The sequence below is a fragment of the Labilibaculum antarcticum genome (genome assembly GCF_002356295.1).
Lineage (GTDB): Bacteria > Bacteroidota > Bacteroidia > Bacteroidales > Marinifilaceae > Labilibaculum > Labilibaculum antarcticum.
Map to the genome: position 1 here is coordinate 2,046,817 of NZ_AP018042.1, position 25,077 is coordinate 2,071,893.

The 25,077-nt window shown below is 35.4% G+C and carries 16 protein-coding genes; 2 read left to right on the forward strand and 14 right to left on the reverse strand.

Annotated elements, in window-relative coordinates:
* Positions 1–31: 31 nt before the first annotated feature.
* Both ALGA_RS08020 and ALGA_RS08025 read right to left on the reverse strand, forming a co-directional pair.
* Complete coding sequence (locus ALGA_RS08020) at positions 32–478, reverse strand: hypothetical protein (protein ID WP_096428832.1); 447 nt, start codon at positions 476–478, stop codon at positions 32–34.
* Positions 479–1,044: 566 nt separating this feature from the next.
* Positions 1,045–2,160, reverse strand: coding sequence for a glycoside hydrolase family 130 protein (locus tag ALGA_RS08025; RefSeq protein WP_096428833.1), 1,116 nt, complete (start codon positions 2,158–2,160; stop codon positions 1,045–1,047).
* 196 nt (positions 2,161–2,356) lie between these two features.
* Here ALGA_RS08025 and ALGA_RS08030 point away from each other — a divergent pair, with 196 nt between their 5' ends.
* Positions 2,357–6,496, forward strand: coding sequence for a hybrid sensor histidine kinase/response regulator transcription factor (locus ALGA_RS08030; RefSeq protein WP_096428834.1), 4,140 nt, complete (start codon positions 2,357–2,359; stop codon positions 6,494–6,496).
* 90 nt (positions 6,497–6,586) lie between these two features.
* On the opposite strand, the gene ALGA_RS08035 is transcribed toward ALGA_RS08030, so the two are convergent.
* The 6 genes from ALGA_RS08035 to ALGA_RS08060 form a co-directional block, all read right to left on the reverse strand.
* The gene (locus ALGA_RS08035) at positions 6,587–9,046 is read right to left on the reverse strand and encodes a hypothetical protein (protein WP_197705723.1); all 2,460 of its coding nucleotides are present in this window, start codon (positions 9,044–9,046) and stop codon (positions 6,587–6,589) included.
* Between the two features lie 164 nt (positions 9,047–9,210).
* Positions 9,211–10,683, reverse strand: a complete 1,473-nt coding sequence (locus ALGA_RS08040; protein WP_096428835.1) for a RagB/SusD family nutrient uptake outer membrane protein — start codon at positions 10,681–10,683, stop codon at positions 9,211–9,213.
* 18 nt (positions 10,684–10,701) lie between these two features.
* Positions 10,702–13,761 carry a SusC/RagA family TonB-linked outer membrane protein gene (locus ALGA_RS08045; RefSeq protein ID WP_096433510.1) on the reverse strand — a complete coding sequence of 1,020 codons (3,060 nt, stop codon included), beginning with the start codon at positions 13,759–13,761 and terminating at the stop codon, positions 10,702–10,704.
* A gap of 237 nt (positions 13,762–13,998) precedes the next feature.
* Positions 13,999–15,714 (reverse strand): hypothetical protein, encoded by a 1,716-nt coding sequence (locus ALGA_RS08050; protein WP_096428836.1) that lies wholly within the window; start codon positions 15,712–15,714, stop codon positions 13,999–14,001.
* Positions 15,715–15,791: 77 nt separating this feature from the next.
* Positions 15,792–17,120 (reverse strand): MFS transporter, encoded by a 1,329-nt coding sequence (locus tag ALGA_RS08055; RefSeq protein ID WP_197705725.1) that lies wholly within the window; start codon positions 17,118–17,120, stop codon positions 15,792–15,794.
* A gap of 3 nt (positions 17,121–17,123) precedes the next feature.
* Positions 17,124–18,170, reverse strand: a complete 1,047-nt coding sequence (locus ALGA_RS08060; RefSeq protein WP_096428837.1) for a glycoside hydrolase family 130 protein — start codon at positions 18,168–18,170, stop codon at positions 17,124–17,126.
* A 549-nt stretch (positions 18,171–18,719) separates the two neighbouring features.
* On the opposite strand from ALGA_RS08060, the gene ALGA_RS08065 reads away from it, so the two are divergent.
* Entirely contained in the window at positions 18,720–19,544 is an 825-nt protein-coding gene (locus ALGA_RS08065; protein WP_096428838.1) for a hypothetical protein, read from the forward strand.
* A gap of 15 nt (positions 19,545–19,559) precedes the next feature.
* On the opposite strand, the gene ALGA_RS08070 is transcribed toward ALGA_RS08065, so the two are convergent.
* The 6 genes from ALGA_RS08070 to ALGA_RS08095 all read right to left on the reverse strand — a co-directional run bounded on the left by ALGA_RS08070 (position 19,560) and on the right by ALGA_RS08095 (position 25,065).
* Complete coding sequence (locus tag ALGA_RS08070) at positions 19,560–20,744, reverse strand: 4Fe-4S binding protein (protein ID WP_096428839.1); 1,185 nt, start codon at positions 20,742–20,744, stop codon at positions 19,560–19,562.
* A gap of 204 nt (positions 20,745–20,948) precedes the next feature.
* The gene (locus ALGA_RS08075) at positions 20,949–21,263 is read right to left on the reverse strand and encodes a dehalogenase (protein WP_096428840.1); all 315 of its coding nucleotides are present in this window, start codon (positions 21,261–21,263) and stop codon (positions 20,949–20,951) included.
* An 83-nt stretch (positions 21,264–21,346) separates the two neighbouring features.
* Positions 21,347–22,804: a reductive dehalogenase gene (locus ALGA_RS08080; RefSeq protein WP_096428841.1), complete on the reverse strand. Its 1,458-nt coding sequence runs from the start codon at positions 22,802–22,804 to the stop codon at positions 21,347–21,349.
* Between the two features lie 516 nt (positions 22,805–23,320).
* Positions 23,321–23,602 (reverse strand): DUF3861 domain-containing protein, encoded by a 282-nt coding sequence (locus ALGA_RS08085; protein ID WP_096428842.1) that lies wholly within the window; start codon positions 23,600–23,602, stop codon positions 23,321–23,323.
* A 22-nt stretch (positions 23,603–23,624) separates the two neighbouring features.
* Positions 23,625–23,960 carry a DUF4405 domain-containing protein gene (locus ALGA_RS08090; protein ID WP_096428843.1) on the reverse strand — a complete coding sequence of 112 codons (336 nt, stop codon included), beginning with the start codon at positions 23,958–23,960 and terminating at the stop codon, positions 23,625–23,627.
* 172 nt (positions 23,961–24,132) lie between these two features.
* Positions 24,133–25,065, reverse strand: coding sequence for a helix-turn-helix domain-containing protein (locus tag ALGA_RS08095; RefSeq protein WP_162845407.1), 933 nt, complete (start codon positions 25,063–25,065; stop codon positions 24,133–24,135).
* Between the last annotated feature and the right edge of the window lie 12 nt (positions 25,066–25,077).

The window sequence follows — 25,077 nt, forward strand, 5'->3', positions numbered from 1 at the left end:
AGGGCTTTCTTATATATTGTATTGAAAATTTCTACTTGAAGAGAAACACTTTTATTTCCTGAGAACCTGGTCGTCCTATGATATTTTTAAGATAATCATGAGCCTCATTTAAATTTCCGCCTTTCTGTATGTATCCTTTTCCCATTGGCATACATACTCCCCATGCTCCACTCGGACTACAATCCTCAAAATCGGTAACCTTAACAAGTGTATGAACACCTACAGTGATAATGCATGTTGAATAATTTTTAGCCTCAGCCAGAACTTCAGCAACATTCTCCTTAGTTAGATCAATTGCCTTATCAGCCTTCTTAGAAGCCAGCTTATTAATTGAGAAAATTGGTTGCCTTACATCAACATCACCAGTATCCAATTGAATGGTTCCTTTTAGAAATTCTTTTAGCACTTCAACTTTGGTATTCTGAGCGCTTAAAGCAAAGCCAAACAAGACAAAAAATATAAAAATAGATTTCTTCATGGTCTAATTTTTCAAATTTAATTTGATGAAATTTACTTACAAATCTACTAAATATGTATACTATTCCCATAATAACAGATTAATAAAACTTAATCTGTTTAGTATCAAAATGCCAAATGCCATCAAATTAAATAGGTACACAAAAACTATAACACACTATTTAAAATGAAAAAAGTCTGGGCATCACACCAGACTTTTTCACTAACCACTAATTACTAACCTAAATCTTTAATCTATGAAAAAACTACTTACTAGCTTTATTCTCTTTAAAGATAAAAAAAAGAAGTGTTAAGAGCTTGAAAAAGAAGTTAAAGAAGCTTAAAAAGCTCTTGCGCAATTTGTCTGGTAAGACGAACGGTGGGTAAAAAAAAAGAAACCCGGTGTTCGGCCGGGTATCGATTTATCTAAAATCCTAAATCTAATCTACTAATCTATGAAAATTTAATCTTTACTCTCTACAAACAAATATAATTCAAAATGAAGTTAACAGATTGGAACAAGTGTTAAAGAATACTAAAAGTAAAATCCGTAAAAAAAAGATGGATCACCTATTCACCTTTATAATTCTAAAATGGATACATAGGAACTCCATCTAAAGGATTTTGAGGGTATTTCAGACAAAGTTCAACTAACACATCTTCATGTGTTACACCAACGTTCATTACCGTGTCATTTCCGCCATAATAAATAAATATTGTACCATCCTCATTACGATGGGCACCACAACAAAATACGACATTAGGAACATGTACATACTCTTCTTCTTTCGTTTTACAGTCAGCTTTAGTGGGGAAAAGAATCGGAATATTGGACACCTGAACTTTTTCCGGATTTTTCAGATCATGAAGAGCAACACCCAAAGTATAGGGATTACCATCCATGGTACCTCGCACCCCATGAAAAATATTAATCCATCCATATTTTGTTTTAATGGGAGTTGCACCCGGTCCTATTTTGCTCCCAAATGTACTTGGCCCTCCAGCCTGTCTCATTATTGGCTCCTTTGTTAGAATCCAATTATTACTGAACAGATCTTTATTGCACCCAATTTGAATCTCTTTAAAAACACCGCCAGTATGATCTTCAGTATGATCATTCGGACGAAAAAGAGCATAATACTGGTCATTAATTTTCTCAGGAAAAATTACGACATTCCGCATATCCACATCCATTAACGGACCATGCCTTACAAATGATTTAAAATCCTGAGTTGTAATCAACGAAACCCGAACCTTATCTTTTTCCATTGCGTGATAGGCGCTATACGTAATAAAATAAGTGTCTCCGATACAAGAAATCCTTGGATCCTCTGCTCCTCCGCCTTCATTTTCAATCAAGTTATTCTTATTTGTTCCTTCAGCAAATACATCCTTATCGTTACAGGGTTTTATACTTGGTTCAGGATCAATCGCCCAATTGTTTATTCCATTGCGACTGCGAGCAGTACCAATCACCGAAATTCCATTTCGAAGGTGTGATCGAAACAACATAATCACCTCATCGTTATAGAATGTAATGCCTGCATTGTGTACCGTGATAACCTGGTATTTTGGATCTTTCCAAACACGATTAACATCGTCACAGCTAATAATTGGGTTGCCAGGATATCTGGAAACGGGTTTGTTTAAATCAACTTCCGTTTCCCAGTCAATAATGTGTAAATTCCTCTTGCAAATTTCCATAAGTCTATCTTTTTTAATGGCTCAATCCATATTTATTGTCCTACAAATAAAATCCTAATAGCTCACTCGCAAGTATACACTACTACCATATCTGTATACTTTACTCCCTAATTTAGTGAAAAAGAGTATAACCTCTAAAATAGAATGACTTCACCTTGTCAGCCTATCGGTAATTTATTACTTTTCCTAAAAAAACATGCTAAGGGTTTTTACTTGGGGATTAATACTGATTCTATTTCTTACTGGTTTTAAAGCCAGCAACTGGAGGCACAATCAAATAGGAAGTATTGAAGGACTATCCAATAGTGCCGTAACTTCATCTTATCTGGATTCGAAAGGATACATGTGGTTTGGAACATGGGATGGATTAAATCGATTCGATGGAAGCAATATAAAAGTATTCAAACCCAATACCTTTCGCAAAAATACAATCAACAACAATATCATCAGAAGTATTCTCGAAGATCGATTCAATAATTTATGGATCGTTACTGAAGCCGGCCTCAACACCTATGATTACGTGCAAAATACGTTTACTTCCTATCTTGATAATATTGATTGTATAGAATATCGGGAAGAAAGCTATCGGGCCAGTCTCGATGCCGACTCGGTGATTTGGTGCAGTAAATACAATTATGGCATCTGTAAATTTGACTACGAGAAGAAACAATTCTCTGCCCCCATTCAAATTTCTAATCAGGAAGATATTACCAAAAAAACAGTTGGTTTTGCATTTACATCCAATGAACAACTATGGTGCTTATCAGAAGAAGGAAATGCCTATGAATTGGAACACAGAGACACATGGGAAATCACAAAAACAATTCATTTAAGCAGTAAATACCAATTCGATTCTGATAAAAACTGGTTTTACAGCTACCACAACAAACTCTTTCTTTTTGTGAGCTTAAACAACGGAGGACTTCTATCTATTAATCTAGAAGACGGAACAATTCAAGAAATTAAGTCACATCTCACTCCCTTTGCTGTCACCTCTCTATCGACAAGCTTAAGTGGTGAATTTTTATGGGGTGGTACCGATGAAGGCAAAGTATTCAAATTGGATCTGGCCGAACAAAGCCATATATCACCATTGGAAATATCTGAAAACAAAAAAGTTAAGATTTGGTCGATTACTCAAACGAAACCAGATCTATTGTGGATTGGTACCGACGGAGATGGAGTTCACAAATATATCACAGAGGGAAATTTCTTTGAATCGATAAAAAAAGGGAACCTTTCGGAAGGTAAATTAAACCATAGTATTGTTAGAGCTACACATGAAGATGAAAGCGGAAATTTATGGGTTGGAACCCGGGGAAATGGATTAAATTTTATTCCAGTAACTGAAGCTCCTACAAAAGTTTTCGATACCCAAAACGGACTTTCGAACAATGCCGTGTTGTCCTTAGGCAATGATTCTTACAAAAATATCTGGATTGGTGTTGATGGTGAAGGAATTGACATGTTTGAATCCAAAACTGGAAAGATTTTACACTTTCCAGATGATTTTAAAAATACGTCAGGCATTAAATTAGGATCTGTTTATTCCATTTGCCTGGATACCTTTAACGATTTATGGATAGGCACGAGTGGTTATGGTTTGTTTCGTTTGAATATTGAACGAAAAAAGGATGGAAAATACCAAGTATCCAATTTTAGTCACTATAAAAGTAATCCTCTCAATAAAAACGGACTAAACAGCAATATAATCTATTCCATAGTAGAGGGAGAACCCAATATCCTTTGGATTGGTACTCGTGGTGGTGGCCTTTACCGCTTAAATACAATTTCAGAAAAATTCGAGGCTTTCAGAAGCAGCTCAAATAATCTTAAATCCTTAATAAACGACGATGTTTTAAGCCTGTGCAAATCGAATAATGAGACCCTGTGGATTGGCACCAGCGGAGGACTTGACAGATTAAACCTATCCACTTTTCCTTATCAGTTTACTCACTACACAGAACAAAATGGATTGCCAAACAATACAATCCACGCGATTCAAACAGATCAAAACGATAATATTTGGGTAAGCACAAATAATGGATTGACAAAACTAGACTACAAGGGCAATCAAATACGCAGCTATTTTTATTCAGATGGATTGCAAAGCAATGAATTTACTGATGGGGCATCGTGTTTTGGCACATTAACAGGGAAATTATATTTTGGTGGTGTAAACGGCCTTACTTATTTTGATCCGAATAAAGTTACGGATACAGAATATTTCCCAAGGCTCGCCATTACAAGGTTTTCTGTATTTAATGAAACGCAGAAAGAGAAGAATCCTATTCCCTTCTACATCGACATGTCGGATTCATTACACTTAAACTACAACCAAAACTTTTTTAAATTTGAATTTACCACACTAAACTTCCATAACAAACAAAAGTGCATGTATGCCTTTAAGCTGGAAAATTTCAATAATGATTATACCTTAATTAAAAAAGAAGGTGAAGCAACTTACACCAATGTTCCACCTGGAGATTATATATTCAAAGTTAAATGTACAAATGAAGATGCTATTTGGAACCCAGAGACCCGTGAAATAAAACTGACAATTCATCCTCCTTTCTGGAAAACAACATGGGCCTATTTTTCCTATGTCATCATTACATTTATGGCTATATTTTTATTCATCTTTTTTCTTCTTCGCAGAACAAAAATGAGGAATAAATTAGCAATTGAGAGGTTGGAAATTCAAAAAACCAAAGAAATAAACAATTACAAATTTCAATTCTTTACTAATATTGCTCATGAATTTAGAACTCCCCTTACCTTAATTATGGCACCTGCAGCTCAACTTATGGATCTGCACCCAAACGACAAAGAAATTTCTCCTTACGTAAAATCCATTTACAACAACTCAACTCGTTTATTGCATCTTATTCGTGAATTGATCGATTTTAGGAAAGTGGAAACCGGCCATTTTAAATTGCGAGTTCAAAATTACGACCTTACTGATTTCACAAGAACAATTACTGAGGCATTTACTCAATATGCTCTCGAAAAAGAAATTCAGTTAAAATTGATCGACAACTCAAAAGATATCATTGGCTGGTTCGATAATAATATTCTGGAAAAGATATTACTGAACCTTATTTCAAACGCATTAAAATATACACCACAAAAAGGAAGTGTTAGTATCGAATTAATACATCAACAAAAAAATGCAATCATAAAAATAACAGATAACGGAATTGGAATCCCAACAAAATATCAGGATAAAATATTTGACCGGTTCTTTCAAAATGCAAACTCTTTACCTAAAGAAAAAAGATTTTCAGAAAGTGCCGGAGTTGGATTGTCATTAACCAAAAGCCTGATTGAACTTCACAAAGGAAGTATTCAATTGGAGAGCAAGCCCAATATTGGCAGTTGCTTTACAATTTCAATTCCCATCTCGAAAAGTCAATACTCAGACAGCGAAAAACAAACTGAAATTGTAATTGATGAGAGTAGAATAAAAGATAGAGCGATTGAAGAGATAATGGGGTTGGAAGTGGTCTCATTTTCAAACAAAGCAACTGAAACTTCTGCGGACGAAAGCAAGAAACACAATATTCTGGTTGTAGATGATAATGAACAGCTTCGAAATTTAATCTACGACATTTTGCATCAGGACTATTCTGTTTTACTGGCAAAAAATGGCATTGAAGCACTTGATAAAATAAATTCCAATGATGTTTCGGTTATTGTTAGTGACATTATTATGCCGGAAATGGATGGACTGGAATTATGCAACACGATTAAAGAGGACATTAATACCTGTCATATTCCGGTTATTTTATTGACTGCAAAAGGAGAACTGGAACATCGAATTCAAGGAATAGAATCGGGTGCGGACAGTTATATTCCAAAACCATTTGATCCCCGCCATCTTAAGGTTCGGATTCGAAAATTAATTGAAATGCGAAATCAGGTTCGAGATGCTTTTCAATCGGTTCAAACTGTTTCGGTAAAAGATGTTTCGGGACTATACAAACGAGATGTGAAATTTGTGGATAATTTGCAAAAATTTGTGGACGATAACCTTGATAAAACCGAATTAAACGCCGACCTATTGGCTGATCAACTTGCCATGAGTAAAACCCAATTATACCGCAAGATTAAAGCTGTTACAGGATTCACTCCTCATGGATTCATTCGTAATTTCCGATTAAAGAAAGCGGCATCTCTTCTCCTGGAATCTTCTTACACTGTCTCGGAGATAATCTATGAAACAGGATTTAATAACCGAACCTATTTTTACAGATGTTTTAAAGAACTTTATGGTGAATCGCCTACCGATTACAAGAAAAATATCCTCAACGATACCAATAAGGAAAACACCTGAAGACCATCGGCAATAGTATCAAAAAGATGTCCTCAATATCACATTTGATATTGAGGACATTTCGTTTAAATAATTATTAATAACGATTCTCTATTTTTTAAAATCAGGATCCATTTCTGGAGTTCTAAGTCCAGCAACCTCATTAGCCATAAGAATAAAAACGTTCCAGCATAATCCTCGGGTTGATGGCCACCAAGTATCTGTTGTCTCCCATTTTGTCGGAATAAATTCTTTGGAATAAGGCCATTCCGGATTGAGATTGATTTCTGCCCAAGCTCTGTTTTCCATAAGTGCTTCTGCTTTTTTCCATCCGTGCCTTAAACCTACAACATATCCACAATATTCCGCACGCATCCAACTTCCACCGTTGTAATACATCCCATCTCTAGCTCCATTTTTATAATTAGACACTCCAAACTCTCTAAATGGCTGATAGTCTGAAGTTAAATAAGCATACCCCTTTTCATCATCCGTTAATCTAATACAAACCGGAGCTGTTGTTCCATATTCTGGATAAGGTGAATTTGAAACTTTATTAAGAATTGGTGTTTGTTCAAGATGATTAATTACCATCTCATCAGTTAACATGGGTCTATTAAACAACCACAAAGAAAAAAATTCTGGTTCTAAGTCGGTGAAAGTAATGATATCTGGATATTCTTTATCAAATACCATATGCTTTCTTGTTGTATCATAAAAGTCCAAATATGCTTTTTCAGCTTTTTCCAAATATGAATCTGAAATATCATACCCCAACTCTTTAATAGTGCGAAGCGCAATAGCGAGCATTCCTTGATTTACTGCTAAATCACTTGTTTTTGGATTGTATTCATTAATATCAATTTGGCTTAATGTAAAATGAGAAGCGCATATCCCATCTCTATTCTCATCAAACTCATTTAACACATAAGAAACCGCTTTATCAATTTTCTCTTTAGGAAGGCTTACTCCAAAACGTCTTTTATTCATCATTGCCCAAATTAAGAATTGAATAGTTGCTTCGTTATCTTTAAACTCAACAGTACCCATATAAGGCGTTATAATGGTGGCTATGGCTCCTTTTTCGTTTTGAGTTTTTGCCCATTGTTCCCATATTTCAAGATTCAATTCTTTATTATAACTTGAAACTATTGAAAAAAATGAATCTCTATTGTACATGTCGGGTGCATAATTCATATTAGGCACATTCAAAGGTGTAAAATCATTTATAGAAGTAATCCATGTTAGCATGTTGAAATTTGAGTACAACATCTTCTCTATCAGAGTTCCTTTAAATCCTTTCCCTTCTGCGAAACGAGATTGTGAAGAAATTACAAAATCGTGATGATTTACCCAAGGCTCAACAAAAACATAGGTGGTTTTAGTTACCTTTTCTCCCATATTCATTTTATTGTAGGGTTGTATTAAAGGTTGATGTTCTACAATCTGCAAGTCTTTAATTTGAATGGAATATTTTGCTCCAGATTGAGATCCAATAAACATAGAAACACTATCATGCTGAATATAAGGGACCATTATACTTCCTTTAAAAAGCGTCCAGTCATTTTCTTGTATTGGAAATTGGTCAATGTATTTAATACCATGTTCCAATTCCACTGTTTTTATACCATTCTTATTCCTAAAAAGTTTTACGGCTATTGGAGAATTTCCTTTAGCCAAAAAAGAAATTGTGTATATTTTTTGGTCTCTTAAGGGTGTTATTAATTCAATTCCGGAACGATTAGAAGATTCCCCACTAAGAGTAAATAAATCGTGGGTTTTATTAATAGTAACATCACCAAGTTTTTTATAAGTATCCTCAAGTTTTAAAACTGTTTTTTTCCCGGCATCTAAATTGTACATTTCACCAAATGTTTGTTTGATAAAATGCTGTTTCTTTTCTCTGTCTAACAATGTTGCTACTTCCACCAACGCTGGATCTGGAAGTCTTCTCATTCCAACAAATCCACCACCGTGACCGTTAAAACGACGCCTGGTTGTTCTCGTATAATGATTTTTATAACCGGCATCCATTAAAAACCCTACCAATATATTATTTGGAGTTACAAAACCTGCTGATGGATTCATTTCATGGGAGAAACCTCCGGGGAAATCATCGTGCTCAAAAGTTACATATTTTGAAGGTTCTTCTGCTGGTTTTGAAGTTTCTTCAATTGTAAAATATAAGGTTGGAATCCCTGATTGAAATAAATCAACCGTTTTTTTAACCACATGTTGATTTATAACTTCATAGGTAACTGTGATTAATAAGTTCAAATCAAAATCTGACAAATAGGTCTCTTTTGATAATTTTATTAGACTTTCATTACCTGTCCATTCAGTTCCTTTCCATGCAGCAATTTCGCTTGTTTCACTCAAATCCAGATTTGCTACTTTTAATGAAAATTCTTCTGAATTATGAACCAACAACTGATTGTTATTGTAGATATCTACACTAAAACCTTGTTCTGTATTTCCAACAACTTTTAGATTGATATTTTGACTGAACCCAATTGTTCCAATGAAAAAAAACAAAAGGAAAATTGTAAATTTTATATTTTTACCCAACATTTCTTGTTTGTTTAATGAATTGCACGAAAGGCATTTATATTTAACATAGGTTGAAGTGCCTTAAACATTTCTTTAAAAAATAAAGAGAAGTAGCGTCTTATTACCAGCTACTTCTCTTTAAATATCAATCAATTTTACAATATTCCCATTAAAAAAAAGTCTTTTTAATAGCCTGGATTTTGTGTAATTGATCCACCAGACTTATCAATATCTCTTTGAGGAATTGGATAAAGAGCATTGTGATCCTGGTAATTTCTTCCAAGAGCTGTTAATACAGTTTTAGCTGTCCCCCATCTTTTCAAGTCATTAAATCTTTGTGATTCAAAACCCAATTCAACTCTTCTTTCAGACATTAGCCAAGCCTTTATTTCAGCTGGATTTGTTGAACTTCCTCTATTTTCGAGAGTTCCAACAGGTATTACAGAGCCATCAGCCGTAGGACTGGTTCTCGCTCTGGTTCTTATTTGGTTAATGATTGCAACAGCGCCAGAATAGTCTCCTGTTTCGTTAAGAGCTTCTGCCTTCCAAAGCAATACATCAGCATAACGTATATATACTTTATTGCCATAATCAATTAGCTCAGTTGTTGATCCCACTATTTTTGATGCACGCTTGTTGGGAACATCAATGGTATACAACAATCTAGGATCATTGGCTTCAAAAGCATTAATAAAATCATCAGTAGGAGAAAAGAATCCCCACCCAATTACATCGCCAAGGCCATTCGTATTATTAGGAGTTTCACCTGAACGATGATCGTACGCAAAAATCACTTCATCTTCATTAAATTCCTTACTTGCATCGAAACTATCAAAATAATTAGCATTCAAACTGTAAAAGCCAAGAGCGTCCAATTCTGTAATTAAACTAAGTACTTTAGTCCAATCTCCGCCATACAAGGCTGCTTTAGCCTGCAATGCAATAACAGCTCCTTTTGAAGCTCTCCATGGTTCAGCAATATCTGAATGTTTTACGTCTGGTGCTATTGCTTTCGCTGCTGTTAAATCTAAATTTATCTGTGTTCTAACTTCATCTGCAGTAGCCCGAACTGAAACAGCAAAAGCTTCTTCAAATGAATCCGGAGATTTAAGGACCAATGGCACATCACCAAAATTATTTACTAAATCAAAATAGTAGAAAGCTCTTAAAAAATAAGCTTCTGCTAATAATTGATTTTTACGGGAATCAGTTAATCCCGTTTTCTGAGCAATCTCAGGATCGATTAAAAAATCAATGGCCAGATTTACTCTACTAATACCTTCATAATCGTACACCCAAATTCCATTAAAAGCCTGATTTTCCGGCGTAAAAGTAAAACTTGCCAGTTCATCCATCCAAGGTTGATCTCCATCAGGATTCCATTTCTTATTCATATCATTAGCTGCAATATCCTGCAAAACGATATCATTTCTAAATACCGTTCCCAGATCCCATCTCCAATCTGGAATAATACCATTTAATGTGTTTTTAAGAGGTAAGTACGATGAGCTCACTGAGGACTCAATTGTAGTAATTGTAGGATCTGAATCAACCTGATCTATGGTTAGAAGGCCAATTGGGTCATTGCTTAATTCATCTGTACAACTCGTAAGACCTGCAAAGAAGAAAATAATGATTATACTATGTATGTATTTCATAATTTATACTTTTTACGATTAAAACTTTACATTTACGCCAAATAAAACTGATGTTGATTGAGGATAGGTTCCTAAGTCCATTAGATCGGTAGATTCCGGATCTAAACCAGTATAGTCAGTTATTGTAAATAAATTTTGCGCAGATACATAAAACCGAATATTATCCACTCCTTTTATTTCATGTACGGTGTAGCCAATTTCAATATTCTTAAGACGGAAATAAGAAGCATCTTCAACAAAAATACTGGATACCTTACTGCTTCCATTATCTTCGAAAGCAACTCTTGGTATACTATTACTACTTCCTTCCCCATCCCAAGCGCCTAATATAGCTGTGGTATAATTAAATGGACGTGTATCATAGTCTACGATTTGTTTCCCTTGATTGTATCTGTCAACTCCTTCTACTCCTTGGAAAAGCATAGAAAAATCGAATCCTTTATAGTTAGATGAAAAAGAAAAACCGTAAGTAAATTCTGGAATTGGACTCCCAATAAATTCTCTGTCATTATCTGCACTAATTTTACCATCACCATTTACATCCTTGAATTTAATGTCTCCTGGTTTTGCATTTCCTTCAGTAAACAGATGGCTATCTATTTCAGCCTGATTTTGATAAATTCCGACCATTTTATATCCATAATAGGAATTTAGTGGTTGACCTACTTCAGTTTTTGTTACATCCGTTACGATATTAGGTACATTTGGATGCAGCTTTTCAACATTATTAGTTAATGTCGCAATGTTCGCGTTTATATTGTATTTGAATTCCTTGTCTGATTTTCTATAATCTACAGAAAATTCAAATCCTTTATTACTCACTTCACCTGCATTTACAATAGTAGGAGATACATCGCCAACAACAGATGGTAATCCAATTGGCAATAAAATGTCTGTAGTATTCTTTTCAAAATATTCTGCTGTTAGTACCAATTTACTATTCAACAAACCAACATCAACACCAATATTTGATTGAGTAGAACTCTCCCACTTCAAATCAGAATTACCAAAACGGTTAGTTTTAACAATACCATCTACTTGACTAACCAGTGTTAAATACGCATAATTATCAATCTCCTGATTTCCTAATTTTCCCCAACTTGCTCTTAATTTTAAATTAGACAACCAGTCGACATCCTTCATAAAATCTTCCTTGGAAATTGTCCATCCTGCTGAAACAGAAGGGAAATATCCCCAACGATTGCTTTCAGAAAACCTTGATGATGCATCTGCTCTCAAATTAGCAGTCACCATATATTTATCATCATACGCATAAGATGTTGATCCAAATAAAGAGAATAGTGCCCACTCTGAAGCAGTTCCGCTATTCCAAACATCCAAATCAGACCCACCGTAATCTAAATATCTATATTCATTAGTTGTAAAAGGGAAACGAGCTCTGCTGGCTCCTATTGATGATTCATAGTTGTCAATATATTCGGTACCTACCATTGCACTAAAATCATGCTTTTCGTTAAATATTTTCGCGTAGCTTAATGTATTATTAAACGTTATTGTGCGTGCTTCACCTCTCTCCTCGCTCAAATTATTTGGTTTGTTCTGTCTACCCAATCCTTGATCAATTTCAGCTCCACTACCATCATCATCACCATAATTCTCATTAAAAGCTTTGTTGTGAAATAATGATAAATCTATCCCAATATTTGTTCTAAATTTCAGCTCTTTGTTCCTCAAGAAGGCAAATTCACCATAAACATTTCCAAATGTTTTATAAATCTTTCGCTGATCATCTGTAAAATAAGCCTTGGCAACTGGATTACCCACCATTTCATACATCGATCTTTGTAATCCCTGATCATATCCTGTTGGTGTAAAAAATGGCATATCTGTAAATGGATCTTCTTCAGAATAAGTAGGATCATTAACATCTTTACGAACTCCTAAAACAGGAGCTCTTAATAAAGCGTATCGAATTAGACTTTCTCCTTTTGATGCTGTTTTATCTTGTGTTGAATACGACAACTGTAGATTTGTCCCAATTTTTATGCGATCCGATACATCAATATTAAGATTGGTTCTGTAATTTAATCTTTGGTATTTATCATTATCAAATACAACAATTCCATCTTGTCCATAATAAGCTAAAGACATTAAATATTGCATCTTTTCAGTTCCTCCGCTAGCTGATACTTGCAAATTTTGTGATTTTCCTGTTTCAAACAATTCATCAAGCCAGTCAGTATCTGAAAAATCAGACCTACCTCTATCAGCCGTATAAGGATTTTCTCCTGCTCTATCTGAATTATCCCAAGCTTTTTCAAGGGTATTTATATACTGATCAGTATTTAACATATCAGGAAGATTGGCTACCTTATGAAGTCCTGTAAAATAGCTTACATCAAAACTTGTTTTCCCTATCGATCCACCTTTAGTGGTAATTAATACCACACCACCAGAAGCTCTGGAACCATAAATTGCTGCAGCTGCCGCATCTTTCAAAACAGTCATTGTTTTAACGTCAGCCTGATTTAAAAAGGTAATATCACGTGAAGGAATACCATCGACTACATATAATGGGTTATTATTTCCAATCGTTCCTTCTCCACGAATACGTATTTCAATAGGATCACCTGGCGCTCCTGTACTTGATGTCACCAATACCCCGGCAATTTGACCTTGCAGGGCCTGAGAAACATTCGGCACCCGTGTTTTCTCCATATCTGCGAGATTTACAACCGATACAGCACCAGTAATAGTAGATTTTTTTCTTGACGTATAACCAACAATAATAACCTCATCTAAACCAGTTACATCTTCTTGCAAAATGACATCAATACTTGTTTGTCCGGCGATTTCAACTTCCTGATTTTTCATTCCAATAAAAGAAAAAACCAAGAATTGTGTATCGTTCGGTACTTCTAAACTGTAATCTCCGTCAATATCTGTAATAGAACCAATGCTTGTCCCTTTTACAAAAACACTAACACCTGGTAGTGATTCCCCACTTGCATCAGTAACTTTCCCTGACACAAGAACCTGCCCAAAGACAGCACTTGTCAAAAAGATAAATACAAAGCCCAGTATTCCTCTTTTGAAATTTGAAAAAATAGTTTTCATAGGTTTTATTTTAATTAACAATAGTGAATTAAAAGCGCAATTATTAATATGTAACAATTCATTCCGAAGGTTCTGTGAAGAAATTGCCATCGTTTTCGTAATCGCTTAAATGATGAATTTTATATCGTAATTACTTAAGAGTATCTTACTATTTCCAGTTTAAATGCTCACACCAAAACCAGATAGTTCATTTTATTCTTTTATTAATAGACCTTTTTATTTTCAAAAAATGTGCCCTCAATAAAAGGAGATGACAATTCCATTTGCCGTCACTTTCTCTTTTGTTCGTTCTATTTTTGACCCGGCAGGAATTTCAACCACTACCATTGCTTGGTTGCCCTCAATTAAAAAACTGCCTGTGCCATCAATTTTTCCAGCCACAATCTTGCCAGAGACAATATCATATAGGTCAACTAAACTTTCCGATGAATAATCGATTTTCTTATCCTCATCGTAAGGGTTGAAATATAAATAAGTAGGATAGGAATCATTCTTATAAAAATCAGTCGCAAGACAGTCCAGTTGCAGAATCTTCTCCACATTTGTTTTCTTGATAATAGAACCAAAGATTCCTGAATGTGCCGATCCGTAGATACTAAACATAGATAATTTAGGTTGACTAACAACCCAATTCGGGCCATCGCCCAATGCTACCGGAGTAACTCCTTTAAACTTCTCTGTGTCGTATGCATCAACTTTCTTTAATCCCTCATAGGCTATTACATTACGGGTAATACTTTTATTTTCAGGCAAATACTGATTGCCATCCGGGATTTCGTAAGGATAGAATAAACGAGAGGTATTTGCTGCATTTAGCATCCATTTCCCGATGGAGCGGGCATATTTTGGCTCGTAACGAACCATTGGTACCAGAGGCCAAGCCATGTCGAAGGTGTTCATTAAAAAACCATATCCTCCATCCTGAGTCAGGCTTCCCTGTATACCGGAAACATCATAATCTCCCCAGTGATCTGAAATAATTCCCCAGCCAGTGCGACCATTTTTTGCAGTACACCCGTCGAAAGTCCAATCAAGTATTTTTGAAACGTCGTAGTTGGTTCCATGCTCGGCATTTAAACGAGCTGCCACATAGGCTCCAAAAGGCATTAGTACCTCGTAAAACCGACTTTCTTTCTGGCTCAACAAAGCCTCGGTTGCCGATTTAGCACCTTCCAGATAGCGAGGATCGCCAAATTTCTGATAAGCCGAGTAAAGCACATAAGCATGTCCTGCCGCAGCATCTTGCTGGTAAGGAATCTGATTTCGTTTCCCTTTCATCTCGGCATAGTCGAAATAGGAATAATCGTAATTTCCGTTCAAGGTTGAATCGGCCTTAAAGAATTGCTCGGCAATGGTTTTTTGAATCGCTTCTGCTCCTTCTACATTTGGCTGTAACTCCGAAACGGCATAATACAGAACATTTGGAAAAACATCATACCACCAGTCGCGGCCATATCCTCCACCCAAAAGCGCAACTTCCGGACAAGTATTGTTCATCATGATATTCCAACCATTTTCGGTATTGAAATAATTCTGAACCATTTTAACAAAATTGAATCCCTTCTGATCGCGCTTATCGATTCCCACTAATCCGGCACTCATCAAAGCTCCCAATGAATTGATTGCTTCGTGAAATTCCCCATTATTTTTATCAGGACCTTGTCTCACATCACCAATAACAGTGTACAAACCAAATGTTGTCTGTGGAAGGTTTCTCTTTGCACTATCCAACCAAATAAAAGGTCGGAATTCACCTGTGGCATCAAAATCGAATATTGCTTCATCGAAATTAACGGCCTTTTCATGCCAGTCGAGCATCTTATATGGCTGTGGCTGATTAGGCATGCTTTCCACACGACTAATCTTGAGCTCTTTTACAGCTGTATGTGTTTGTGTCGTACACGAGGCAAGAACGAAACAACATAGTAACCAAAATAAATATTTACGATTCATCTCTTGATAGATTTAGGTTTTTTATATTTTCAGAATTGACCTTAAATTATTTTTTTATTTCAAAGCTTGTAAAGCAATTAAACTGCAGGTTTTACTGCAGATGTATCACTTACATCTTCCAATTTTACATTCAAGTCATTTGATTTAAATTCCTCTTTATCCGTATGTCTGATAATCATCTTGGCTACAGGAATAGAGATTAATTGCAGTAGTGCAATTATCAGTAAAGAATACTTAAGAGCGAACACTTCCGAAACATAGTGCGTTAGTAACAAAAACATCACTAATCCGAATACCCGTCCTACAAAAAGTCCAAATTCATGATTAAAGATGTAAGCAAATTCGTTTCGTTTCTCCTTTCTAGATAGCACATCAATAACTCTCATCTGAATCGGAAAATAGGCAATATCGTGCAAGGGTCTGAATAAAACCATCGCCAACATAAACACCATTGCACCTGTTGCCGAGAACATGATTGCATTGGCCATTGTACCTGCAACAAAAATGAGTAAACCCACTGTAAATATGTAGATGCGATGTTCCGGTTTAGAAAATCGTCCCAGCAAATACAGTACAATTGCCGTTACGATTCCGCTTATAGCCTGAATGGTTCCCAAGGATCCTTCGTCACCAATTAAATACATAATTAGAATAGCCGGTGCTGTCACCAAATATCCCTGTGCAAGTCCTTTTAATCCGGCCAGGAACAGCATTTTGTGCCATAATCTGTCAAAGTGGAAATGCAGAAATTTCTTTTGTTTCGGATTTTTAAATTTTTCCTTATGGATTACAATGGATGAAATAATTGTTAGAATGAATACACCAAGCGTAATGAACTGATAAGCCCGATGCTCACCAAACCATCCCATTGTTTTTGAAGATATGATAAACCACCCAACAAATAAAGGGATGATAATGGATGTAATCGTAAAGAAAAAGGTTTCCAGTCCGTAATAGTAATTTCGATTCTTATCGTTTGTGGTATCCAGAGCCAGAAAATCCCGGTTGGCCCAGAAAAAACCAAAAGATGCTCCCATTATTAATCCAGAAAAAACAACTCCTACAAAATTAAGATGATCAAGCGTCATCATAAACAACATGGATATACCACTTAACAGCATTCCAAAACTGTATAAATTGGCGATTTTGATTTTTTTCAAGAGAAAACCATTGATAAAGAATGTAAGCGGTATTCCGGTATAAATAGCCAGCTGATAATAGGCTACCATTGTAAAATCGTTATTGGTGAAACGCATGATATAGGCACTCACAAATATATCGACCACAGGAAGCACAAAAGCATAAATCATATTGGTAATCAACAGAACCCTCATATCGCGAGGGTTGCTGAGAAAAAAATAATACTCTGAGAGCATTTTTTTCAATAATTTAGAAATAGCAGCCATAAATTAATAGTTTAACGATTGTAAAATTTCACTTATAGAGAATTCAGCCCCACAAATCACTTCATCTGAAGCTCCGTAGTAAATTGTAATCGTATCGCCTGTAACGATATGTCCATTGGTAAAAACCACATTGCCGAAAAATCCGGTTTTCTCATATTCCATAATGGGTTCCATAATGGGTTCCTCGCTGCGGGCAAGCACTATCGAAGGATCATTTAAATCCAATAGTAAAGCACCCAAACAATATCTGTTTTCTTTTGTTGCTCCGTGGTAAATTTCCAGCCAGCCCTTTTCGGTTCTAATGGGCGCTGAACCGGCACCAAGTCTAGCACTATCCCATTTTCCGGCTCGTGTTTTTGCCAGCAATTGATGGTTTCCCCAATGAATACAATCGGGCGATTCAGCAATCCAAATGTAATTCCCTCCTAATTCGGGACTACTCGGACGATGAAGTGCATAATATTTACCGTTAATCTTTTCTTCGAAAATGGCACAATCCTTATTGTGTGGTGGGAAAATCATTCCGCGACGATCAAACTGTTTCCAATCTTTAGTCTGGATATAACCAACTCCAACCCCATGGGCAGAAACCTTTGTATAGGTCAAATGATATCCATCATTCATTGTTGCAACCCGACAATCTTCTATTCCGAAAGTTTCCTGAGAACCGACTCCCATAATTGGAGCGTAACCATCAGGCTCTGCGAAAGCAATATTATCATCGCTGCAAACCAATCGAAGATGAGAAAGAGTGGTTAGGTAATAATCTCCTTTATAAATAACAATCCTTGGATCGGATAAATCTAAATCGGCATCGTTTTCGTCGAAACTTAAAATTTCAATTACTCCATCCTTATTATATACAGGAAAGCTAACTTTCCCCTCCTCTTGTTTAGGGCGTTCTGCCACCCGAAGCAATAACCAAGTTTTATTATTATAGCGAAACACACCAGGGTTTAACAAACATTCAATCTCCATCCCTACCATACTTGGCATGATGTCTTTTGGTGCGAGCAAGGGGTTCTGCTCAAATCTCTTTGCGATATCCATAGTTCTATTCTTTTTCTACAACAAAGAACGACCATTTCATACTCCCAAAGGTTACCTATACTTCCATTTATGTGTGTAATAGCTTTTAATTGGAGACAATGGGAACATACTATACAGAATTGAAACTATAGTAAACACATCGATACTAGTGTACTAAAAATAAATACTGACAATCGAAGTATTTATTTGATTACTGCATTCACCATTACATGAAAATCTTTAATTTTGAGACTATGGAACACACCTTCTATTTTATGGCCTGTGATTCGACTTACTACTCATTAGTAAGAAACTCAACTATTTTAGACGAACATCATGAGGTGAAAAATCTATACTGAATAAAAAAGAGACGGAACTAAAATACTAAAGATAAGTACCATGATTGGTTAGTTAGCGACGATTTAAAAGAATGGACTTCATTGTTTGATACAAGAACAAAGGAATAAATTCGAATAGCCAAACGCGAAAAAAAAGTCGAAAAGCAAATTTTTTAAAATAACAGCCCTATATTTAAGCGTATTTAAAAAACATCTTATCTAAATTATTAAAATGAAAAAGCATATAACAACTATCCTATTTCTATTATCATTTGTGGTAAGCTTGTACAGTCAAGAAATTCCAATTGAAAATCTAAAGACACAATTACATGAAAATACGCAACAATATTCCAAATCAATTCTAGAAAATGAAATTAAAGGTATTCATGTTGCGCACATAGCTCTTACAGGCGAAAATCCAATAATAGATTATTCTAAAGAAGGTTACAAAACAATATACTTGTTTGTAAAAGGTAAGGGAAATGTAATTGCCGCGAATACAAGTTATGAGATTATTCCGGAAACGATCTTATTACCCAATATCGTTAAAAATATCACGATTAAAACAGCAAAAAACGATACCCTGCACTACCTAAAAATAACAAGTAAATTAAGTGATCAAGACCTTAAAGATTTAAAAGAATTTCCAGCTAGCAACACTCAAAATGTATATTATTCGAAATTCACAGATTGCCAATCATATACCGAACCAATTAAAAGTCCAAATACAATAAGTCGTACAATACTCCCTAACAAATACATTCCTAGAATTGCGATGGGAACAGTTCAAACAAAAGGTCCCGATAAAGTTGGTGCTCATGAACATCCAATGTTAGAACAATTATTTTTAGGTTTATCAAAAAATAATTGTGTTGTTTATGCTGATGATGCTAAAGTAGATTTTTCGCAATATTCTGTACTTCACATCCCATTAGCTTCAAGTCATTCTGTTTCCGTTGAAAAAAACGAAATTATGTATTATGTTTGGATGGATTTCTTTTTAGATAAAAAAGGGGAAGAATGGCTAAAAACTCATAATGTAAATGATGACAACTAGTCACAATCATTTTTGTTAAGGGTTTGCTCTTTTTGCTTTCCATTTGTTCATTATCAATCTTCTTACATGAGTAAAATGATCTGCCACAGCACCTATCGGACATAGATAAGTACACCACGGTCTTTTAACAAACATTGATGAGACTAAAATGATTCCCAATATCGCAAATTGGAAATTACTTCCCGTTAGTTTAAACAAAGTCCCAAATATTTCGTAGCTCGTTACACCGGGATTTCTTACTAATAATGCTACAACAATGGCAAACAGAGTTATTATTCGTAAGGTCCACTTAAACACCATCTTAAATTTCCCAGCCGATCTTGGTTTTGCTCCTCCCACCAATCCCATGCACTCTTGAGCGGCTCCAAATGGGCAAAACCATTGACAATACGGGTTTTTATTATCTACGGTAAGTACAAGAAAAATACCCCCCAAAAGCAGATACCAATACAAATGCGAATGTAAGGGAGGAAAATACCCCAAAAGCAACTGGTTTATCATGGAAAGTGTAAAAGGTTGATTGTAATAAAATCCGATTACAAATAGGCCGACGAGCATGGTTCCCCACCTAGCTATTTTTGTGTGTTTAAAGGTTTTTTTATGAGCGAAATATCCCACTGCAAAAAGTAAGAGCAAAACCATTTCAGCAGTACCAAACTGTATGGTGGGTGATTCTTCTTTCGGAACATCAAAACCAAGCACATTGGCTGCAATAAACCGGTTCCCTTTTTTTGAGGCTTCCAATATAGCTCGAGACGAATAAGTAGCACTTGAAATACCATCTACCTCTTTGCCCAGTGAATAGTCTTCTTGATACGATTTGCCAATAATTCGATCTAAAAACTTAGCATCGAGAACTTTTTTTAGATAGGAAGGGGTTTCTTTTGAGTTAACTACTGCTAAATCAAACACTTTCCCTTTTTGATCAACAGCAACAGCCATTAGTAGTGGACCACCATAACCCATTGATGATTCCATGGTCAGATACCCTAACTGTTCTTCTTCCGAATTGTAAATTTTGTAAGTCGCTTCGTCAATTTTTTCCAATTTGACGATCTCAGGCATTTTTGCCTTAACCGAGGAAAGGATATCTGCACCCTCCAATTGCCTTCCAACGAACCAAGCTATTATTACTACCAGCATGGCAATAATAGCCAACCATGATTCTATTTTCTTACTATTTATTTTACTACTAGCCATTGTACTGCATTAGAATATCGACTATCCACCTTTTTTTGTTTCTGGATAGCCTGAGTGTTTAACATGTTTTGATTTATAATCGATATAATCACAAATCTATATGGATTCTCTTAAATAAGTAAGACTATAAACATATAATGTTTATAGTCTTATTCCTCATACAAATCAATTACAAATAAATAGATCTACTTATCATTATATAGATCATAAATTAATTTTTTTATTTTTAGCAGCTCTCTTCGTTAAGGATCTGAATACAACGACAGCCATTATTAGAATAGGCATTCCCATAAACACAACAGAAAGCCATGCTGCCTGGGGTTCAAACTCTTGAAAAGATGCAATAAAGGTTTGACTCATAAACATAAAAGTAACAAAGCTCAGAATCACTAAAATCCACTCGTACCAAACTAATTTTAAATTAGCATTTTTTAGAATGTGCCATATCATAACAGCTCCTCCACCCATTAAAAAACCGACCAAAACATACCAGAACCAAATCCAACTAATTAATTTCATATAATTATAATTTTATTTTATTTGCCCTATGGAACTCATCCCGAATAGTCGGGACTCGTTTCATGGGGTTTCCCTTTATATTATTATGAACGTGATTTATCTAAACCGTATAGAGGAATATCCATTGGATCAAGATCCCATGGTGTTTCAGTAAGATCCCCTTCTTCTCCATAGCCAAACACATCATCCATTTTTCGAATTGCTGAATTCAACATAGGCGTAGTTCCGATTGATAATTTAATTAGGTCATGTATTACGGCGTCATCAAATTTTGTAAACGGACAAACAGTTTGACAGCGACTACAATCTGGTTCGCCTCCCAACATATAGGTATAACACTTTTTGGCATCCATATACCATCCTTTAATACCTTTTGCTTGACAGGCAGCATCACCACCCCAGAATGGTTTATCTTCCATGCTAATGGCACCAGAAGGACACATTTCGCCACATTTCTTACAGGTCTCACAAAATTTGGTAATACCGGCATCTATCGGTTTTGTTACTGCCAACGGCATGTCTGTAATTGTTATCATTACAGTTCTTATATCGGTTCCATATTTTGGACTAACCAGTATTCCTGCTCTACCATATTCTCCAAGTCCCGCCATCACTCCAAAACCTACCGAACGTCCCATAGATTCAGTATCTCCTCCATAGGCTTGATATCCTAAACCTCTTAAGAATACACTCAATCTATTTCCGAAAATATTAGCTCTAGAATAACTCATTGTATTACTAGAAGCCCAGCTCATTCTCTCTGAGTATTGCTGCATCCATAACGACTGAGGTACAAGAGAACATATTGCCCACAACTCTTTATTTGGTAGAACAAATTTGTTGTTTTCTGGCTCTGCATATCCTCTCTCAACCTCTTCAAATTGAATCTTACCCCAAAGTAATTTCTTTGTTTTTTCGTCAAGCTTTACAAAGCCCATATCAGCAGCCCCTATAATTCTTCCAGCTGTTCTTAACATTTTGGAGTTTTCCTCTGGTGTACCTTGATGTTTTTCTACGCCATAATCTTCTGGAGTATAATACATAGTAGGATGCTCCCACTTAGGATTCGACTTAACGTCAGCACCTGCCCATGGCGCAGCTAAATCAGCACCAGAACGTCCTCCCCAACCCCAACAGTTAGCGTCCGCTAAAGCTCTGTCTTTTAGCGACAGCCCAGGAACATTATCTTGAACATTTTTCTTGGTAGATTCAATGTTCTTATTGTATATATCAAAGTATTCTTTTGGATTTTCCCAGGAAGCAGGATTAAATAATGTATTCTCGGGACCATGGAATATTTCCAGATTCTCCCAATCAATTTCTACTGTAGGCTCATCCACCTCTTTAACCCAGAACGGTAATTTCCGTTCAGCTAAAGGGGAAATCATCATTTCATCCAGATTTTTAGATCCATCAACACCCAATCCAGAAGCACCGAATCCTACGAAACCTAATCCCACAGCTCCAGCTCCTACTCCTATTTTTTTCATAAAATCTCTTCGACCTACTGTTGACTGGCATTTTTCCTTTGACTTTCCCATTTTGAACTCAGTTTATATTCGACACCTAATTTCTCTGTTGAATGTATTCTAGGCAAATATAAAAGATTAGGCTAGTGATGATGAGAGACTAAATGCGGATTTCATGGTACTTTTCAACGAAAACGTTTGTAATGGTCCTTTTTAATGTCAGTCTCTACTAATTTGTATCTGCATTTTGAGTACTAGAAACTCTTAATGTGGTTCGGAGATTTCTCGATTATCCAGCAAAAATAAACAAGGGATTGATTAGCAATAACAAATATTCATGTTCATTTTTCGAAAAGATACTCTGGGAACTTAAAATATGTAGTTTTAGAGTGAAGCTCCACATCCCATGTAGTTGGGTATCCACGCTATTACTTTTTATCTTGCCCTGTAGGGTGGGAAATTAAGTTCACAAGCTCTGTGCAGCCAATATAATCCAAAGAACCCGAATAGCAAAGCTATTCGGGATCAACTGCATTCATAAATAATACCCTTTAAATATCAAGTGCTAATCTCATTGTATAAATAATATTATTTTCCTTTCCCGGAACTTTTTAATCTCTTCATAAAATCTTTAAAATGAGGCATCAAATTTTCAAATAGTGAATTGTCCTTTTGCTTTAGCATAACAGCTGTAAATAATTTCAACCCAACTCCCAATATAGCTGCCTCATTATTATCAAAATCGGGATGCTGTTTCAACTTCTCAACAATTGCCAAAATATTTTCATGGCTTTCAGCTTCAAATTCTAATTTTTCATCAGAGAATTTGTTTTCATCAACAATTTCCTCTACCGTTATTTTATATCTCATTGAATTACACTTTTATATCTTATTAATCTTTAAGCATCGAAGTGCTGATTTCAATTTCTTTTATAATGCTTTTGTCTAGTGGCTTATTAAATCCAACAACATATAGCAACATCATAATTGCTATCATTACAATCCCAAACACCAATACAGTTTTACTGTCTAAATATTTTTTTATTGATTTAAAATTGTAATAAACATGGAGGATTCCGGCTATTGTCATAACAATTCCGAATATTTTATGCACAGGATGCATCCTTAATTGAAATTCGAAACTGTCTATAAGTATCATCATTATTCCAGATGATGCTATGGCTAGTAACGAAACAAGCAATGTGGTAGAAACTATTTTTCTTATCATTTTAATTCTCTCTAAATCTAACTTTTAAAAAACTGCAACTTTTACGAAACAAAATTATTCGTTAAATTCATGATTGGCAAGAGACTAACTGCTGATAATGTGGTACTTTTCGATGATGTGACAATTAACCTGATAACGATTAAAAATAGTAGTGTCGAACCAAAGAATATTACTAGAGTTTAATGTGGTATTTTTTTCTGATTTCTTCTCTGTACTTTGATGAACTTTTCCCCGTTTCACGTTTGAAAAACCGGCTAAAATAGGAAGCGTCTTCAAAATTAAGCGCGTAAGCAATTTGCGCTGTTGTTGATTCCGTATTGGCTAATCTTCTTTTTGCTTCAAAAATTATTTCTTGTCGAATCAATTGCCCAGGCGAATAACCGGTAATGTCTTTAACGGTATCTCTAAGATGAGTTGCACTTATTCCTATCAAATCAGCGTATTCCTGTACAGAACGAACAGTGAGATAATTTTCCGAAACCAGTTGTCTGAATTTACGAACCATTGTATTCGTGGTATCCAAAATATTCGTTGGCTGTTCCTTGGCATAAATACGAAGCAGATTCACTAGTAAAACATGAGTATAAGCCCTAAATATTGAAAGAGAACATTCTGATTCTCTCGCGTACTCTTCGCTAAGAGCACCAAGTAATTCCTGTATTTTAGGTAAATTATCATCATTAATGCAAACGTCTGGAGCTTTACTTAAACCATTAAAAATTACCAAATCATCTTCATCGTTAAAACCGGTTGCAGGAGGAATAAGAAATTCTCTTGGAAAAAGAATAACCTTTCCGGTTAATGCTTTTTTTAGCTTCCAAAAATGGATTTGCCCTTTCGAAATAAAATAAAAAGCAGGTGGCTTTATTTCGTACGCTTCGTAGTCGATTATATGTTTTCCCGAACCATCTTCTATAAATAGGATTGTATAATAATCATGCCGATGAGGAAATTCAGCTTGAGCATCATCATTCATTATTCCAATTTGAGTCATTGTAAATGGAAGATTCGGATCAATGGAAAGAATGGGATGACCATCCATTAAATTAACTTTTTTATAAGTTTCTGAATAATAATGGAATGGTAAGTCTTCTTTATTATGCATATCCATCTAATT

Coding starts and splice junctions, on each gene's coding strand:
- ALGA_RS08095 (WP_162845407.1), bottom strand. CDS start 25,065: ATGCATAATAAAGAAGACTTACCATTCCATTATTATTCAGAAACTTAT.
- ALGA_RS08085 (WP_096428842.1), bottom strand. CDS start 23,602: ATGAGATATAAAATAACGGTAGAGGAAATTGTTGATGAAAACAAATTC.
- ALGA_RS08060 (WP_096428837.1), bottom strand. CDS start 18,170: ATGGATATCGCAAAGAGATTTGAGCAGAACCCCTTGCTCGCACCAAAA.
- ALGA_RS08075 (WP_096428840.1), bottom strand. CDS start 21,263: ATGAAATTAATTAGTTGGATTTGGTTCTGGTATGTTTTGGTCGGTTTT.
- ALGA_RS08020 (WP_096428832.1), bottom strand. CDS start 478: ATGAAGAAATCTATTTTTATATTTTTTGTCTTGTTTGGCTTTGCTTTA.
- ALGA_RS08070 (WP_096428839.1), bottom strand. CDS start 20,744: ATGGCTAGTAGTAAAATAAATAGTAAGAAAATAGAATCATGGTTGGCT.
- ALGA_RS08050 (WP_096428836.1), bottom strand. CDS start 15,714: ATGAATCGTAAATATTTATTTTGGTTACTATGTTGTTTCGTTCTTGCC.
- ALGA_RS08035 (WP_197705723.1), bottom strand. CDS start 9,046: ATGTTGGGTAAAAATATAAAATTTACAATTTTCCTTTTGTTTTTTTTC.
- ALGA_RS08065 (WP_096428838.1), top strand. CDS start 18,720: ATGAAAAAGCATATAACAACTATCCTATTTCTATTATCATTTGTGGTA.
- ALGA_RS08045 (WP_096433510.1), bottom strand. CDS start 13,761: ATGAAAACTATTTTTTCAAATTTCAAAAGAGGAATACTGGGCTTTGTA.
- ALGA_RS08055 (WP_197705725.1), bottom strand. CDS start 17,120: ATGGCTGCTATTTCTAAATTATTGAAAAAAATGCTCTCAGAGTATTAT.
- ALGA_RS08030 (WP_096428834.1), top strand. CDS start 2,357: ATGCTAAGGGTTTTTACTTGGGGATTAATACTGATTCTATTTCTTACT.
- ALGA_RS08090 (WP_096428843.1), bottom strand. CDS start 23,960: ATGATAAGAAAAATAGTTTCTACCACATTGCTTGTTTCGTTACTAGCC.
- ALGA_RS08025 (WP_096428833.1), bottom strand. CDS start 2,160: ATGGAAATTTGCAAGAGGAATTTACACATTATTGACTGGGAAACGGAA.
- ALGA_RS08080 (WP_096428841.1), bottom strand. CDS start 22,804: ATGGGAAAGTCAAAGGAAAAATGCCAGTCAACAGTAGGTCGAAGAGAT.
- ALGA_RS08040 (WP_096428835.1), bottom strand. CDS start 10,683: ATGAAATACATACATAGTATAATCATTATTTTCTTCTTTGCAGGTCTT.